At 66.5% G+C, this 15,744-nt stretch carries 11 protein-coding genes and 1 pseudogene; 10 read left to right on the top strand and 2 right to left on the bottom strand.

The features are described 5' to 3' along the window. From BMX37_RS15210 to BMX37_RS15220, 3 genes are all read left to right on the top strand, one after another. A partial coding sequence (locus BMX37_RS15210) for a type I secretion system permease/ATPase (protein ID WP_093666636.1) occupies positions 1–1,300 on the top strand: 1,300 nt, incomplete at its 5' end. After that, positions 1,297–2,682: an HlyD family type I secretion periplasmic adaptor subunit gene (locus BMX37_RS15215; RefSeq protein ID WP_093666637.1), complete on the top strand. Its 1,386-nt coding sequence runs from the start codon at positions 1,297–1,299 to the stop codon at positions 2,680–2,682. The genes BMX37_RS15210 and BMX37_RS15215, both read left to right, overlap by 4 nt. 116 nt (positions 2,683–2,798) lie before the next feature. Then, the gene (locus BMX37_RS15220) at positions 2,799–4,880 is read left to right on the top strand and encodes a GumC family protein (RefSeq protein WP_170842000.1); all 2,082 of its coding nucleotides are present in this window, start codon (positions 2,799–2,801) and stop codon (positions 4,878–4,880) included. 305 nt (positions 4,881–5,185) lie between these two features. Here BMX37_RS15220 and BMX37_RS15225 read toward each other — a convergent pair whose 3' ends face one another. Beyond that, complete coding sequence (locus tag BMX37_RS15225; RefSeq protein ID WP_093666639.1) at positions 5,186–6,682, bottom strand: outer membrane beta-barrel protein; 1,497 nt, start codon at positions 6,680–6,682, stop codon at positions 5,186–5,188. Between the two features lie 25 nt (positions 6,683–6,707). After that, positions 6,708–7,298 carry a polysaccharide biosynthesis/export family protein gene (locus tag BMX37_RS15230; protein WP_093666773.1) on the bottom strand — a complete coding sequence of 197 codons (591 nt, stop codon included), beginning with the start codon at positions 7,296–7,298 and terminating at the stop codon, positions 6,708–6,710. 127 nt (positions 7,299–7,425) lie between these two features. On the opposite strand from BMX37_RS15230, the gene BMX37_RS15235 reads away from it, so the two are divergent. From BMX37_RS15235 to BMX37_RS15265, 7 genes and pseudogenes are all read left to right on the top strand, one after another. Then, positions 7,426–8,415 carry an endonuclease/exonuclease/phosphatase family protein gene (locus tag BMX37_RS15235; protein WP_170842001.1) on the top strand — a complete coding sequence of 330 codons (990 nt, stop codon included), beginning with the start codon at positions 7,426–7,428 and terminating at the stop codon, positions 8,413–8,415. A gap of 33 nt (positions 8,416–8,448) precedes the next feature. Then, entirely contained in the window at positions 8,449–10,020 is a 1,572-nt protein-coding gene (locus tag BMX37_RS15240) for a TolC family outer membrane protein (protein ID WP_093666641.1), read from the top strand. Between the two features lie 546 nt (positions 10,021–10,566). Continuing rightward, positions 10,567–10,866: a hypothetical protein gene (locus BMX37_RS15245; protein WP_093666642.1), complete on the top strand. Its 300-nt coding sequence runs from the start codon at positions 10,567–10,569 to the stop codon at positions 10,864–10,866. A gap of 12 nt (positions 10,867–10,878) precedes the next feature. Beyond that, a pseudogene (locus BMX37_RS19465) lies at positions 10,879–11,160 on the top strand (GAF domain-containing protein); the annotation flags it as partial. 184 nt (positions 11,161–11,344) lie between these two features. Next, positions 11,345–11,611 carry a spike base protein, RCAP_Rcc01079 family gene (locus BMX37_RS15255; RefSeq protein ID WP_093666644.1) on the top strand — a complete coding sequence of 89 codons (267 nt, stop codon included), beginning with the start codon at positions 11,345–11,347 and terminating at the stop codon, positions 11,609–11,611. After that, positions 11,611–13,200, top strand: a complete 1,590-nt coding sequence (locus BMX37_RS15260; protein WP_093666645.1) for a hypothetical protein — start codon at positions 11,611–11,613, stop codon at positions 13,198–13,200. The genes BMX37_RS15255 and BMX37_RS15260 overlap by 1 nt, the downstream gene beginning before the upstream one ends. A gap of 437 nt (positions 13,201–13,637) precedes the next feature. Continuing rightward, positions 13,638–15,509 carry an Ig-like domain-containing protein gene (locus tag BMX37_RS15265; RefSeq protein ID WP_139198102.1) on the top strand — a complete coding sequence of 624 codons (1,872 nt, stop codon included), beginning with the start codon at positions 13,638–13,640 and terminating at the stop codon, positions 15,507–15,509. Positions 15,510–15,744 lie beyond the last annotated feature (235 nt).

Below are 15,744 nucleotides of genomic sequence, written 5' to 3' on the forward strand. Positions count from 1 at the left end.
GCTGGCGGTGTGGAGCGACTTCGCCACCAAGAAGCAGCTGGCCCAGACCGCGCAATATTCCACCGCGTCTTACCGCAGCCAGGATTATTCGATCCAGGCGTCCGAAGTGGCGCGTGCGCTGGGCATGCGCAACGCGCTGGTCACCCGCCATCTGGTGGAACGCGCCGACCTGGTCCGCAAGCAGAGCGACATCGCCTCCACCTCCGGCGGGTTTCTGGCGGTCACCAAGTTCCTGCGCATGCTGCTCCAGTCGATGGCGCTGGCCTTGGGCGCATGGCTGGCGATCAACCAGAGCATTTCGGCCGGTTCGATCTTCGCCGCCTCGCTGATCCTCGGCCGCGCGTTGCAGCCGGTGGAACAGATCCTGAGCGCCATGAAGAACGTGATGGGCGCGCAGAACGCGTACAAGGGCCTCGACACCTTCTGCCGCCTGCCCGACGTGACGGTGATGCCGACCGCCCTGCCCGTGCCCACCGGCAAGCTGGAGGTGAGCAATATCGTGGTGCGCGCACCCGGCAGCGACCGGGTGCTGCTCAACGACCTGAGCTTCTCGGTCAATCCGGGCGAGATCGTCGCGCTGGTGGGGCCGAGCGGTGCCGGCAAGTCGACGCTTCTGCGCGTCCTGTCGGGCGCGCTGGAGCCCGACGAGGGCGAGGTGCGGATCGACGGCGCGCGGCTGGCCGACTGGAACCGCGAGGATCTGGGCCGGCACCTGGGCTATATGCCGCAAACGCCGACCCTGTTCCCGACCACGGTGCACGGCAACATCTCCCGCTTCCGCGGCTTTACCGACGGACAGGGTCCCGAGCTTGACCGCGAGGTGGTGACCGCCGCGCAGATGGCGGGCGCGCACGAGCTGATCCTGCGCTTCTCGCAAGGGTACGACACGCAGCTGACCATGCGCGAGGGTGGCGGCCTGTCGTCGGGCCAGCGTCAGGTGGTGGCGCTGGCGCGCGCGCTGTTCGGGCGGCCCAACCTGCTGTTCCTGGACGAGCCCAACGCGCATCTCGACATCAATGGCGAGGCGCGGCTGATGCAGACGCTGAACGAGCTGCGCGAGCGCGGCGCCACGGTGATCGTGTCGACGCACCGTACCGGCCTGCTCCAGGCGGTGGACAAGGTGATGCTGCTGCGCGACGGCCAGATCCAGGTGTATGACGACCGTGCCAAGGTGATCCGTCCGGCCGCCGTGGAGCCGGCGCGCGAGGAACGGCTGCCGAACGAGGGTGCTGCGCGGCCCCAGCACCCCGAACAATCGCAAGGTCCGGCTCAGGCCCAGGGTGAAGGAACGAACGGGTGAGCGGTGAAATCGTCCAGCGGCCGCAGGGGTCGCAAGAGATCATCCCCGCGCCGCGCGCGATCGCCGAACGGCTGCAGATGGATGACTCGCCGCGCCGCGCGATCGGCATCGGCATCGGCATCGCAATCTTCTTCTTCGTGGTGCTGATCGGCTGGGCGTCGATCGCCCGGCTCGATGCGGCGGCGGGCGGCGAGGGTCAGGTGTCGGTATCCGGCAACCGGCAGACGGTGCAACATCGCGATGGCGGCATCGTCCAGTCGCTGGAGGTGCGCGAAGGCCAACATGTCGCGGCAGGACAGGTGCTTATCAAGCTGCAGGGCGCGGAGGTGGTCGCCACCGAGCGCGCCCTAGCCGGCAGCGTGATCGACCTTCAGGCGCAACGCGCCCGGCTGGAAGCCGACATCCGCGGCACCCCGATCGCCTGGCCGGCGAGCTTCGCGAACGCCAAGGGCGACGACGCGATGCTGGTGGAGCGCGCCAAGCAGCTCCAGGTCGCGCAGCGCTCCGCCCGGTCCAGCTCGCTTGCCGCCAACCGCGCGGTGCTGCGCCAGCAGGAGGCGGAGGTCGCCAACCAGACCACCGGCTTTTCCGCCCAGTCGCGCGCCAGCCAGCAGCAGCGCGCTTCGCTTCAGCAGCAGCTCGAAAGCACGCGCAAGCTGGCCGACGAGGGCTATGTGTCGCGCAATTCGGTGCGCGCGATCGAACGCTCGATCCAGCAGCTGGAGGGCGCGGACGCCGATTACGCGTCGCGCGCGGCCGCTAGCCGCGAGCAGGTCGGCCAGGCGCGCGAACAGTCGATCGCGACCAGCCGGAAATATGTCGAGGACAGCGCCACCCTGCTGCGCGACACCCAGTTTCAGCTGAATGAGGTGATGCCCAAATGGTTCGCCGCCAAGGACCAGCTGGAACGCACGGTGATCCGCGCGCCGCTGGCCGGGCGGGTCGTCGGCCTGCGCGTGTTCTCGGTGGGCGGCGTGATCCAGGCGGGGCAGCCCATCCTGGACATCGTGCCGGACGCCGCGCCGTTGATCGTCAAGGCGAACTTCCAGCCCAGCGACATCGATGGCGTGTTCGAAGGGCGCGAGGCGGAGGTGAAGTTCCTGTCGCTGCACGAACGCGACCTGCCGATCCTGCTCGGCACTGTGCGCAACGTGTCGGCGGACGCGCTCGTCGACGAGAAGTCGGGCCGCGGCTATTTCACCGCCGAGATCGTGGTGCCCAAGTCGCAGATCGACAAGCTGAAGGCGATCCGCGGCGCGGACAGCGGCATTCGTCCGGGCGTACCCGTTCAGGTTCTGGTCAAGCTGAGGCGGCGCACGGCGTTGCAGTACATGCTCGACCCCCTGACCGAAGCCTTCTCCCGGTCGCTTCACGAGCGCTGAGTGCGAACAACGATCCGATGTGGATGCAAGATGTACGGAACTGAACGGCTATGGATATGAGAACGGACAACACCATGCCCTCAGGCGCCTCTGGTTCACCGGATACGGATGCCAGGTTGATCGACCTGCGTGGCATCGGTGCCACGCTGCGGCAGCGGCAATGGCCGATCTTGGTGACGATCGCGGTCGTGTTGGTGCTGACCGCCATCGCATATCTCATGTTGCCTCAGCGATTCACCGCCACGGCAACGGTCGCGCTGGACCGGCGGGTGGACGAACTGGTGGGACAGCAGAGCGGCGACGCGGCTCTGCCCACCGACTCCCCATCGGTTGATACAGCCGTACAGGTACTGACCTCTCCCCAACTGGCCGGTGAGGTGGCGGACCGGTTGAAGCTGGCTGATGTGGTCGGCTTCGGTCGGATCGCGGGCCAGCCGGTCTCCCCGCCGGCCGTGGCGCGGCAGCGCGCGACCAACGTCGTGCGGAGCGGCCTGCTGGTGAAGCGGACGGGCGTGTCTTACGCGATCACCGTCAGCTATTCCGGCAACGATGCCGCACGTGCGGCCGCGATCGTCAATCAGGTCGTGGACCAGTATATCGAGGACCAGCGTACCGGCAAGGAAGGTGCCCGCAACGCCCAGACCACCTTGCTGCGCGACCGATTGGTTGGCCTGCGCCGCGACGTCATCAATGCCGAACAGGCGGTGGCGAATTACCGCGCGCGCACCAACCTGATCGACGTCGAAAAGGACAGCACCGCCGTTCAGCAGGAAATCTCCGTGCTGAACACCCAGCTTGCCACCGCGGAGGCGGAACGGGCGGCAGCGCAGGCGCGCCTGTCCGCCGCTCGGGCTACGGGTGCCGGCGGACCACAGGAAACCGCGGCGCTGGGTGCGTTGCGCGGCCAGCGTGCCCAGCTGGGTGTGCAGCGCGCTGACCTGGCTGGCCGCTATGGTCCGCTGCATCCGGACCTGGCGCGGATCGACCGGCAGATCGCGGATATCGATCGCACGATCAGCACCGAAAGCGGTCGGGTCCGGGCGAACCTTGCCGCCGAGGCATCCGTCGCCAATGGCCGCGTCGCCGCGATCCGTTCGTCATTGAACGCGGCGCAGGGCGGCCTGACCGCGGGTAACGCGGCATCTGTCCAGCTCGCCGAGCTGGTCCGCAACGCAGACTCCGCGCGCAGCCTGTATCAGGCGTTTCTGGATCGATACCGCCAGTCGGTTGCGGGCCAGGGCACTGATCAGAGCAATGCGTATGTGATCTCGCACGCCATGGTGCCTGGTGCACCGGATTTCCCCAGTCTGCCGCTGTTCGCAGTCGGTGGGTTGCTGGCCGGACTGCTCGCGGCCGGTGCGCTGGTACTGGTACTGGAACTGCTCGAGCGGGGACTGAAGAGCCGTCGCGAGTTCGAGGCGCAGATGGGCATCCCCGTGATCGGCACCGTTGCCGACCTGCGGAGTGTGCCGGGTACGCGGGTAAAGTCGCGTGACCCGATGGGACCGGCGGACTATCTGGTCGGCAACGAGGGGTCGGTGTTCGGCGAAGCGTTCCGCAGCATCCGAACCGCGCTGCGCCTGGGCTATCCCGACCAGCGTGTCCGTTCGCTTGCAGTGACGTCGGCCCTTCCCAACGAGGGCAAGACGACCACCTCCATCTGCCTGGCCCGCTCGGCCGCAATGGCAGGGCACAAGGTGGTGCTGGTCGATTGCGACGTGCGGCGCCGGGCGTCCAGCCGCTCGCTGACCAGCGGCGTCCAGCACGGCCTGACCGACGTGCTGAAGGGCAGCGTCCCACTCGATCAGGCGCTGGTCCACGATGCCGCGTCGGGTGCCTATGTACTGGCGCAGAGCGCGCAGGTGACGGGTGATTACGACCTGATCGCATCGCCCGCGATGGAAACCCTGATCGCACAACTGTCGGACCAGTTCGACCTGGTGGTCCTCGACACTGCGCCGGTGCTGCCGCTGGCGGAAGCGCGAGCGATCGCGGGCATGGCGGATGGCGTGCTGATGGTCGCGCGCTGGCGCAAAACTCCGGCCCAGGCGATCAGCCTGGCGCTGGATCTGCTCGGCCGGGCCGGCGCGCGGGTACAGGGTGCGGCGATGACCATGGTCGACCTGAAGGCGCAGGCACGCGGCGGGCGTGACGACGAGATGGTCTATTACAAGCAGTTCAAGGCGTACTATACCTGATCCGTCACCACTCGCCGGTCAATGATCGGCGAGTGGCGGCTTTAGCATGTACGGTGGGTCGCCACCTCGCCACGGACTCGAGGCAACCGACCTGTGGCGCGGTCATGGATGCATAGACGCGCCATGGTCAGCGGCTGTTCTTTGCCGTGACCGGCGTCCTGTCCGTTGCAGATGCCCTTAGACACTCGAGCCTATACCGGATTGATGCCGATACAGGTTACGCGTGCCCCATCCGGCAATCGATCCTCGCGCGCGGCGCTCGATCGCTGCTGTACGTGTAAAACCGTGGGGTTTCGATCGAAGGCTTACAGGTGATACGCGACACCGACGCTGGCGCGGGTTTCGCCGAATTCCTGATTGTTCGCCCGGCCCGATCCATCGCGGCGCTGATAACCTGCGTCAAAATCGACCCGGATACGTCGGTTCAACAGCCATCGCGCACCACCATCTACGGTGTAGCGACGGACCGTGCCGTCCGAGTTCAGGTAATCGGCATGTTGGTAACCGACCGACCCCGACAGGATCAGATTGCGTAACAGTTCATGGTCCACGCCTACCCTTCCCTCTGTCACCAGCGCGGCGGGGGCGGTGACGGAAGCGACGTTGCGCAGCTCGCGCCGGGCACTTGCGTGGAGCGTCGTCAGCGGCGTGACAAGATAATCGAGGGCGACATTGATGCCCAGCGCGCCACGCGACCGGATTGTCGGATCCTTGAAGTCGGCATGGATGTAGCCGATGCCGATCTGTCCGCGAAGCAGCGGGGTGATGTCGCTGCGCACGCCGCCCAGCACCTCCACCGAGTTTGCATCGCGGGTGATCGGCGGGGCAGCCACCCGGAAGCGGCGCGCCTCCCCCGTGACCGACACGAACAGTTCCGGTCCGGCTGCGAGCGCATAGCCGGCATCGCCGTGCAACTGGTACACGGTGGAGTCCCGGAACTGCTGGCTGAGCGGCAGGCCGGCGGGCGTTTCGGCGTCATCGTAATCGGCGTAGCTTACCGCGCCGCCCAGGCCGAGCGACAGTCGGCCGAACGTCTTGCGCCCCGCGATGCTGGAGATCGTCACGTCGTAGCGGATCGGTTCGCGGGTATTCAGGATTTCGCTGGCGGCACCACGGTCCATTACGGCGCGGGTATGCCGTACCTCGGTCGTGATACGGTCGTTGCGCCCGAAATCCAGCCGGCCGAGCAGGTGTGCGTCATAGGTCAGCGCATTCTCTGTCGAATAGCTGCCATAGACCCGCTGGTCGACATAGCCATCGAACACCACCGCGTTGCGGGGGAAGTCGGAACGGACCTGAACCGCCCCGCGCACGCGTCCGAACACGTCCGACGCGCCAGAGCGCTGGCGGTAGACGTTGCTGTCATAGCCGACCGTCGACGAGACTTCCGGAAAGATCAGATAGCTCCCCGCCCGGATGCCGACGGGGTCGTAGGCCGGGCGACGCCGAAGCGTGACCGTGTCGAGACGCCGGTCGCCGATCAGCACCCCCCCGGTCCCGTCGGTGAAGGATGGGCGGATGTCGGTGGCGGTCCCGCGCGGCAGCAGCAGGCCGGTACTGCCTCCCGATGCGTCCGTCTGTGATGCGGCCCCCTGTGACGCAGAGCCCTGTGACGCAGAACCCTGTGTCAGGGCGCCGGGGCCGGCGGTCGTCACCGAAGGCGATGCTGCCTGCTGCGTCCCGAGTGGCTGCGCCGTGCCGGTCTGGTCGGTCTGACCCGAAGGTGCAGCCTGATCAGACGTGGCGACCGGCCCCGTGGAAGAGGCCGCCTGGACAGCGATAATGGCGAGGATCATCGACATGAGTGGTCAGCTGTTCCGGACGCGATCAGAAATAGCGCTCGCCCACGCGAACGATGTCGCCGGGCTGGATCGGGAAGTCACGGTCGAGCGTCACCTGATGTTCGGCGGTTTCGCCGGCACGGCGCAGGAACACCTGATGCGTGTTGGCGCGGTAGGTGTAGCCGCCCGCTGCGGCGACCGCGCCCAGCACGGTCAGCCCTTCACTGGTCTGGTAACGGCCGGGGCGCTGCACTTCGCCCAGGATGGAATAAGGGCGGAAGTCGAAAACTTCCACCGCGATGCGCGGCTGCTTCAGATAGCCGGCCGCGTAGCGGGTGGTGAGCGCCGCTTCCAGTTCGCGGGCAGTGAGGCCCACCGCCTTCACATCGCCGATCAGCGGCATGGTCACCGCGCCGTTGCCGGATACCTGATACTCGCCGGACAGGCTGGGTTCGCCGAAGACGTTGACCCTCAGCTTGTCGCCTAGCCCCAGGTGATAGACGTCGGGCGTCGCGGCCAGTTCGGATGCGGCGACCACCGGCCCGGCATGCCGGGCGCAGGCCGTGGGGAGAGCCGCAATCACGGCCAGCGCCGCCAGCCGAGAAATGGTCATGCCGGCACGCGTCTTGGAAATCATGTCATCCCCCTTCGGATTGACCGGCACGATAACCGGGGTGGCGCAACAAGGCCAGCCATCAACCTTGCCTGGCAGCATGACACTGGTATCGCGCCGGTTCGGCTGTTCCGGGACAATGGAGACCATCATGCGCGACCGTGTCGGACGTCGGCCGTTTTCGTTGTGCGCGGGGTTCGCATCGCTGCTGGCTGCGGCTGCCTTGGTGTTGGCGGCAAGCCCTTGGATCGGCGAATGGGCTGCGGTGCTGGACGCAGTGTCGCCTGCATGGCCGGCCGCGCCAATACTGGCCGTCGGTGCACTGGCTCTGGCGTGTCCGCGCGGCATCGGGGCGGCCGTGGCGCTGGTGGCTCTGGCATTGTGCGTGCCGATCCTGCTGGCGGTCCCCCACCCTGACGCTGCCCCGCAAGGTGGTTTCCGGCTGCGTGTGGTGACTCACAATGTCTGGGTGGACAACGTCGATCCGACAAACACCGCGGCTGCGCTCGCGGCGTCGGGCGCCGACCTGATCCTGTTGCAGGAGGTCGACAAGCAGTTCGCGAATACGTTGCCGCTGCTGCGCCGGCTTTACCCTTATGCCAATCCGTGTCGGCAACGCTGCGCGCTGGCGATCCTGTCGCGTTATCCGATCGAGAGGGTGCGCTATCGTTTTCGGGATGCGGACGGGCGCCAGGTTGGACCGGGGCTGATCCATACACGTGTCCACCTGCCGAACGGCGCCGTGGTCCCGGTGGCGACGATCCACCTGTCGCGCGGGCGGGCGCCCGGTGCGGATCGACGCCAGCGCGCGGCGCTCGCCGGGGCGGTGGCTGGCGCGTCGGACAAACGGTCGCTGATTCTGGCGGGGGATTTGAACCTGGTACCGTGGTCGGCGCGGTTGCGGTGGCTGGATGAGGCGCTGGCGCCGATGCGGCGGGTGACGGCGGTGCCCTCCTGGCCGGCGCGCGTCGGGGGGCGGGCGTTTCCGGTGCCGCTGGTGCCGATCGATCATCTTTATGCGGGGCCGGACTGGAACGTCGCGGCGGTGCGCCGGCTGGACCGGACGGGGTCGGACCATTACCCGGTCGCGGTTGATCTGGTTTGGCACGGCCCCAACGCTATGGTAACCATGTCCCGATAACCGGCTGGGAAACGCCGAGGGGGAACAGGACCAGTGGGCACGTGGAAAAAGGCGCAGCTGGCCTGCGCGACGATGCTGATGTCGGCGTGGACGGTGACGCCCGCGGGGGCGGACTCTCTCGGCCAGGCGATCGCGGACGCTTACCGCAACAACCCCCAGCTGGAGGCGCAGCGTGCCCAGCTGCGCGCGGTCGACGAACAGGTGATCCAGGCGGCGTCGCCGTACCGGCTGAACCTGGGCATCAACGGCACCTTCGCCTATGACCAGCAGCGCCAGCGCAACTTCCTCGACAATTTCGAGCGGGTGTCGAACCGCCGAATGGGCGTGTCGGTCAGCGCGTCGCAAATCCTGTTGAACGGCGGACGCACCGCAGCGGCGGTGTCCGCAGCGGAGGCGACGGTGTTCTCCGGCCGCGAGCGGCTGCGCGAGGTGGAGAACTTCATCCTGCTGGAGGTGGTGGACTCCTACGTCTCCGTGCGGCGCGACACGCTGCTGGTCGCGATCCAGCAGCGGTCCGTGGATTCCTATTCGCGTCAGGTCCAGCAGGCGCAGGCGCGCGAGCGGGCCGGCGACCTGACCCGCACCGACATCGCGCAGGCGACCGCGCAGCTGGAGATCATCCGCACCCAGCTGTTGCAGTCGCAGGCCAATCTGGAGGCGAGCCGGTCGCGTTTCGCCGCGGTGGTCGGGCGCAACCCCGGCGTGCTGGATCCCGAACCACAGCTGCCCGGTATCCCCGGCTCGCTCGACCTCGCCTATCGCGTGGCGGAGAACGAAAGCCCGACGCTGTGGCAGACGATCTTCAACGAGCGCGCGGCCAAGGCGCAGATTTCCGCGCAGCGGGCGGAGCGCAACCCGATCCTGTCGGTGACGGGCAGCTATGGCTATGTCAGTCCCGACAGCTACCAGACCCGCGACCTGGGTCGCGCGATAAGCGGTGCGGCGACGGTGACCATGCCGCTGCTGAGCCAGGGCATCATCGGGTCGCGCGTGCGTGCCGCCATCGCCGGTCAGCAACAGGCGCAGTTCCTGGTGGAGGCGACGCGGCGTTCGGTCGACCAGCAGGTGCTGACATCCTGGAACCAGACCATCTCGTCGCGCGACCAGGTCGTGGCGGGCGAGCGGGGCGTGACCGCCGCGGAGGCCGCGCTGGAAGGCGTGCGGCGCGGCTTCGCCGAAGGATTCCGGTCCAACTTCGAGGTGCTCGATTCCGAACAGCGGCTGCTCAATGCCCAGATCATCGTCGCGACCGCCAACTACACCCGCTACGTCAACCAGGCGAACCTGCTCGCCTATATGGGGCGGCTGCAGGCATCGCTGATCGTCCAGGCCGCCCCCGAATATGACGAAACGGCCAACCTGGCCGAGCAGCGCCGTCACCAGTTCGGGCCGTTCCAGACGGTGTTGCAGCCGATCGACAAGGCGCTGCGCGTCCCGAACTGGTCGGAGCGCAGCCGCCCCGCCCCGCTGGTGCCCGCCGCGACCGACGCCAATGTCCGCGCATCGACCACCCCGCCGCCCGAAGGCGCGCTGGGCACCGCGTTGCCCGTGACGGCGGACGCCCGCCCGCCCCTGCCCGATCCGGACAGCGCGCCGGTGCGGTGAGATCGGCTGGTTGGATCGGCCTGAGTACCCATCAGGTCGATCGTCTGCGGTGACGATCTTTCGGTAATGCGTCCGTCTCGCGGTCGTCCGCACGTGCACAGGGAGTGCGGCGGCTGAAGATTGACTTCACCGAGCCGGCGCCGTCATGCTTCCGCTAAGCGAGGAGGCCGGACCCTTACGCGGCATCGTCCGGCACCCCGTCTTCGCAGGGGCGTACCGGTTCGGTGGATCACGCGCCGGAGCCGCGTCCAGCCCGGGTCGAGGCGCCGCCATTGCTCATGCCTCGCACCGGTGCGGCGTGTTCGTTCGGCCGCGATTCTCTGTTCGAAGCAAAGCGTTTGGGTTTCGCCGCTTGTTGGACCTTCACGGCTATTCCGAGGGTCAGTAACGGATCCCGCATTGGGGCGACGGTGTCGCAGCGCTCGACGTGATACCCGATGTTCTCACGCGGCGAGTTTTGTCCAAAGCGCAGCATTGGGCGAAGATCGTGCTTGTGCACGGCCCTTAACGATCCCTATCGCCCAAAACGGGGGAGAATACATCAACATGGGTGTGGACGTTTATCAGCCTGCGCCCGTTTATCCGAACGGAGCCGAGCGCGAACGGGCGGTCGAGGCATCGGGAGCGTTGTCGCTGTCGGATGATCCCGACCTCCAGAAGATCGTCGAGCATGTCCGCGGACGGTACGGCACGGCCATGGCCGCCCTGTCGATCGTGTACGGTGACTGGCAGTATCTTATCGCGACGGCTGGTCTGCCCGGTGGGCCCTATAGCCGCAGAACATCCTTTTGCGGCCATGCGATCATGGAAGCGCCAGACATTTTCTGCGTGTCCGATGCCGCGTAGGACACTCGTTTCGCCAGCAATCCGAGCGTGCAGGAAAGTCAATTGATCCGGTTCTATGCCGGGGCACCGCTGCTCGACAGGCAGGGGCTGCCGCTAGGTGTTTTGTGCGTGTTCGATCCATCGCCCTGGGAATGTTTCGGCCGTGCCGAAGCGGATCAGCTTCGATCCTGTGCGGAGGCGGCGATGAGGCGGATCACGGCCGTGAGATGCGAAGGCTCTGCCCTGAGCCTGGCGAGCAGCGACGAACGTCAGATCGACAGCCGCAGCGTTCAGTCGGTGGCGCGGCGCGGTTAGAACCCGATCAGCCAATCCGACATGCCGCCCCGCTCTCGTTAGGGCAGCAGGTTCGGAGCCTGGCGCCGGGTAACGCTGTCGTGCGCCGCCAACCGGATTCAGAAAACCCTGTCCTACACGATCCATCTTGTGAGAACGGAACCGGAACATCGGCGATCGTCGCCGGTCAACCGAGGAACGTTTGATGGCAGATCCCCTGGACAATTTCGGCGATTCACCGCTGGCACCGTCGCGGTCGGTGCTGACGGTCGTGCCGAGCGACACGACCGCCCTGTCCCGCCTGCCCAAGGCCCTGTATGTCGGCACGGGCGGTCACGTGACGCTGCGCTGTGCCGATGACGGCGCGGACGTGGTATTTCGCAACGTGCCGGCCGGGACGATCATCCGGGCCCGTGCGCGCTATGTCCGCGCGACCGGCACCACAGCGGCCGACATTCTGGCGCATTGCTGATGATGCTGGGATTCGGATGGGATTGCGTCGATCCCCTGACGCCGGGTGTCGTGCCGGTGCAGCCGCGCCGGGCGGCGACGGCGGCCCTGGTGGCGCGCATGACGGTACCGCCCGTATCGGCGCGGGTCGATGCGATCGACCGGCTGGTCGCGGCGCTGGTCGACGGGGGCGTGTGGGCGAAGCTGGACGTGCTGGTGGTTCTGGCTGCGCATCACGCGCAGGCGGCGTTGCTCAACTGGAAGGGCGGAGGCTATGACGCGGGGCTGATCGGCGCGCCGGTGTTCGTGCCCGACCGCGGATATTTTACCGACGGCAGCGACGACGCGATCGACTGGGGCTGGGCACCGGCCAAAGGTGTCGCGTTTCAGCAGAATGCGGGCATGTACGGCGCCTGGTTCCGCAAGGGGGATCGCAACACAACCTCCGCCATCGGCACGCAGATGGGCAGCGGCTGTACGCTGAACCCGCGTGGGAGCGGCGACGTGATGGCGGGGCGGATCAACAGTTCCGCCGTGTCCTCGGCCGGCGCGGTTGCGACCGGGTACGGGCTGACGATCATCGACCGGTCGGGCGTCAATGCGGTGCAGATCTTCCGCGACGGCACGGCGACGGGCGCGGTGTCCACCGCCGCCAGCGCCGCGCGCTCGGCCGCGGCGATGGCGAGCGGCAAGGCGAACGGCGCTTTTGCGGACGGCCAGTTCTGCGCCCACGTCGCGGGCGGATCGCTGAGCGCGGCCGAGCACCGCCTGCTGGCCGATGCGCTGGCCGGGTACATGGCGGCAATCGGCGTCGTGCCGCTGGTGCAGGCGAGTCGCACGCTGACGATGGCCGGTGCCTGGACCCTGCCCGATGGCGACCATCCGGTGGCGAAGGGGCGCGGCATGGCGGCGACCGGGTTGGCGCGCGACCCAATCGACGGATGCTGGTGGGTCGGCAACGGCTTGGCCAGCCCGCAGCCCTTCGCCGGCGTGACGCGGCTGTCGCCCGACATGGCCACGGTGCTGGGCGCCTATGATGTCGCCGGATGGGGGCTGGGCGACAGCTATAACGGGTCGGTGCAGGGCGTCACGTTCGATACGAGCGACGCGACATTGTGGGCGGTGCTGAAGGCGACCAGCGCGGGCGGCGCGTACCTGCTCCACATCGCACGCGACGGAACGCTGATCGGAGCACCGATCGCCCTGCCGCCAAGCACCAACGGCATCGCGCACGATGCGGTGCAGGACCAGCTGGCCATTTTGTTCGACGCGTCACCCGGTATCGTGCGGTGGTTCAGCAAGGCGGGTGCCGATCTGTCGGCGACGCGCCAGGTGCTGACGCTGCCGAGCGGTTATGCCGATCACCTGACCTTTGATCCCGCGACGGGCGACCTGCTGGCGAGTTGGGGCGACAATGGCGCGCCGGGAATGGTTGGGCGGTATGTGCGGGGCGATTATGGCGGCTGGACGCTGGCGGGCGTCGACACGCTGACCGGCACCGATGCGATCGAAGGCTTGGTGGCGTTCGACGGCAACTATTACGTCGCCAACGACGCCGCGACTCACCCCGGCATGCCGGTTGCGAACCGGGTGCTTCGATACGTCATGTGATGTGGGTAGGCGTGCGTGCATCGGTGGATCGCCTATGGATGACCCACGGATGAACCGATCAGCCGATCGTCAAATAAACCGCAGAGTAAACCCACAGGGGAATCCCAGCGGATTCTCATTATACCGAGAAAATCTAACCACTTATCGCCCAACGCGTGAGATATCGAAAAGAAGCGTTAACCAAGACCGGCGTAGTAGAAGCGCAGTTGAAACGCAAAACATCATGGTCGCTGCTCGCGGGGGCGGGCAACGACCTGACGTATCGTTAAAAACAGGACAACCTGGTTCGTGGTGACTCCTGCAAGGGTGAAAAAGGCAAATCAAATCACGCGATATCAGTCCCGTGCCGCCATGGTGGCGCACAAGGGGGGGGCTTGTGATCGACGAAACGGAACGTGCCGCACGGCGATGCCGTGGGCCATTTTGAGGATCGACGCATGACGTTGTTGAATGGCATGGTTGGGGAAGAAACCTACCTCCAGGGCAAGTACCTCGCTGTTGGACTGAGCAGCAGCGGGACGATCGGCACGGCGAAAAACGTACCTTCCAGCGTGACCACAGATACGGGTGCGGGATACCGGCGCCTGGGCCTGATCGGCGACACCGATGGTTTTGGTACGGGCAAGGCCGCCACGCATGACGCGGTGGTGCGCGGCCTGTGCATCGAAGGGTTCAACATCGGTTACAAGACCGGCGGAAACACTTATGTCCGATCGAACCAGGAACTGGCGGGGCTGAGCCAGATCGACGGGAAGGCGAGCAACGGATCGACCAAGACCGTTGCGGAGTCCGACTGGAAAGGTGCCACGACCGAGAAGCTGGGCGTCGACCAGAAGATCACGCTGACCGACGATGCCAAGTTCCTGCGGTTCGAGGTCACGCTGACCAACAATTCGTCCGTGTCCATGGCGGACCTGCGCTACATGCGCACCGTCGATCCCGATCTCGCCGACGGCTTTTCCACCGTCAACACGATCGTCAAGCAGGGTTCGGGCAGCGCGCTGGTCACCGCCGCCGCCAAGGCGGGTGCCGACCCGATGTTCCTGTATTCCAACGACGACCGGGCGGTGGTCACGACCGGCGGGTTCATCAACCAGAACCCTTATGCAAATTCCGTCACCACCGCGCAGGCGGTCGGCACGGTCACCAATGCCGACGTGTCGATGAGCATCAATTTCGACCTGGGCACGCTGGGCGCGGGCAAAGCGACCACGGTCGTCTTCTACATGGGCATCACAGACAACCTGAACGCCACCATCGCGCAGATCGACAAGCTGTCGGGCGGCACCGTGACGACGCCTCCGCCGGTCACCAACACCGCACCGGTCGCGGTCGACGACACACTGGCGATCGTCTCAGGCGACACCGGCAAGGGCAATGTGCTGACCAACGACAAGGACGCGGACGGCGATGCATTGACCGCCGCGCTCAAGAAGGGGCCGTCGCATGGCACCGTGACGCTGTCGGCCGATGGCAGTTATGTCTACAAGGCCGCGGCGGGCTATGTCGGGTCGGACAGCTTCACCTACACGGCCAGCGACGGCAAGGCGTCGTCGTCCGCCACGGTTGCGGTGTCGGTCAAAGCCCCGCCCCCCGTCAATCCCGGCCTGCCCGAATCCCCGTTGCTGCAGCGCGCGGGCACGGTCGATGGATCGGCATCCACCAGCGACACGCTGACCGGCGCGAAGGCGCACAACAGCTTCTACTTCGACTTGGACGCGAAGTCAGGTGCCGACAAGATCAGCAACTTCGGCGAGCACGATATCCTGGTCACGAACGGGAAGCTGTTCGACGGGAATGGCGACGGCATCATTTCCATGCCACGCCAGAAGCTCTGCCTGGACGGTGCGGGCAGTGCCGATACGGTTACGATCGCCGGGGTCACTGCGTTGCGCTTTCTGGGCACAGACGACACCGGTCTGTCGGTCTATGCCGATGCCAGCGTGAAGCCAAAGGGCGCGATCGAGGGCAAGATCTCCGACGACGTGCTGAAGGGCGACGTGTTGGACGCGAAGAAGAACGTGTTCTTCTTCGACACCGGCCTCGACATCCATCTGGGCGACGACCGGATCGACAGCTTCGGCGCCAAGGACCTGCTGGTTACCACCAGTGCACTGTCCAGCACCGAGCTGGGCAAGAGTGGCGTGGCCAAGCTGACGGGTGACGTGGGCACGGTGGAACTGCACGGCCTGGCCGGAGCGGCGGTCCAGTCGCTGGAATTCGACGGCTCGGTCGATCATGGCGGTGTGACCTATTACGTCTACAGCTTGGAGGGGTCAGCGGTAGGCACTGCCAACCTTTCCTTCTGATCCGGTAGCGGTCGAGCCACGCCGATGATGGAAAAGGCCGGCGCTTCTTCTGAAGCGTCGGCCTTTCATCTGTGCGCTCGGTAGGTTGCCTCCCCGTCTGCATGGGCGCTGACGGTGGCTTGAGAGCGCCGCTCAGCCGCGACGTCGTCATTCCGTCGTGCAGGGTATCGTCAGCGTTCAGAGGGTTCGCCAGATTGGCTGATATCAAAAAGCCCGCCCTCCTCTCGGAGAGCGG

Source organism: Sphingomonas gellani, from assembly GCF_900110035.1.
Lineage (GTDB): Bacteria > Pseudomonadota > Alphaproteobacteria > Sphingomonadales > Sphingomonadaceae > Sphingomonas > Sphingomonas gellani.

Excerpts from the sequence above, each read along its gene's own strand:
- BMX37_RS15225 (WP_093666639.1), bottom strand. The coding sequence starts at position 6,682 with ATGTCGATGATCCTCGCCATTATCGCTGTCCAGGCGGCCTCTTCCACG.
- BMX37_RS15230 (WP_093666773.1), bottom strand. The coding sequence starts at position 7,298 with ATGATTTCCAAGACGCGTGCCGGCATGACCATTTCTCGGCTGGCGGCG.
- BMX37_RS15235 (WP_170842001.1), top strand. The coding sequence starts at position 7,426 with ATGCGCGACCGTGTCGGACGTCGGCCGTTTTCGTTGTGCGCGGGGTTC.
- BMX37_RS15245 (WP_093666642.1), top strand. The coding sequence starts at position 10,567 with ATGGGTGTGGACGTTTATCAGCCTGCGCCCGTTTATCCGAACGGAGCC.
- BMX37_RS15255 (WP_093666644.1), top strand. The coding sequence starts at position 11,345 with ATGGCAGATCCCCTGGACAATTTCGGCGATTCACCGCTGGCACCGTCG.
- BMX37_RS15260 (WP_093666645.1), top strand. The coding sequence starts at position 11,611 with ATGATGCTGGGATTCGGATGGGATTGCGTCGATCCCCTGACGCCGGGT.
- BMX37_RS15265 (WP_139198102.1), top strand. The coding sequence starts at position 13,638 with ATGACGTTGTTGAATGGCATGGTTGGGGAAGAAACCTACCTCCAGGGC.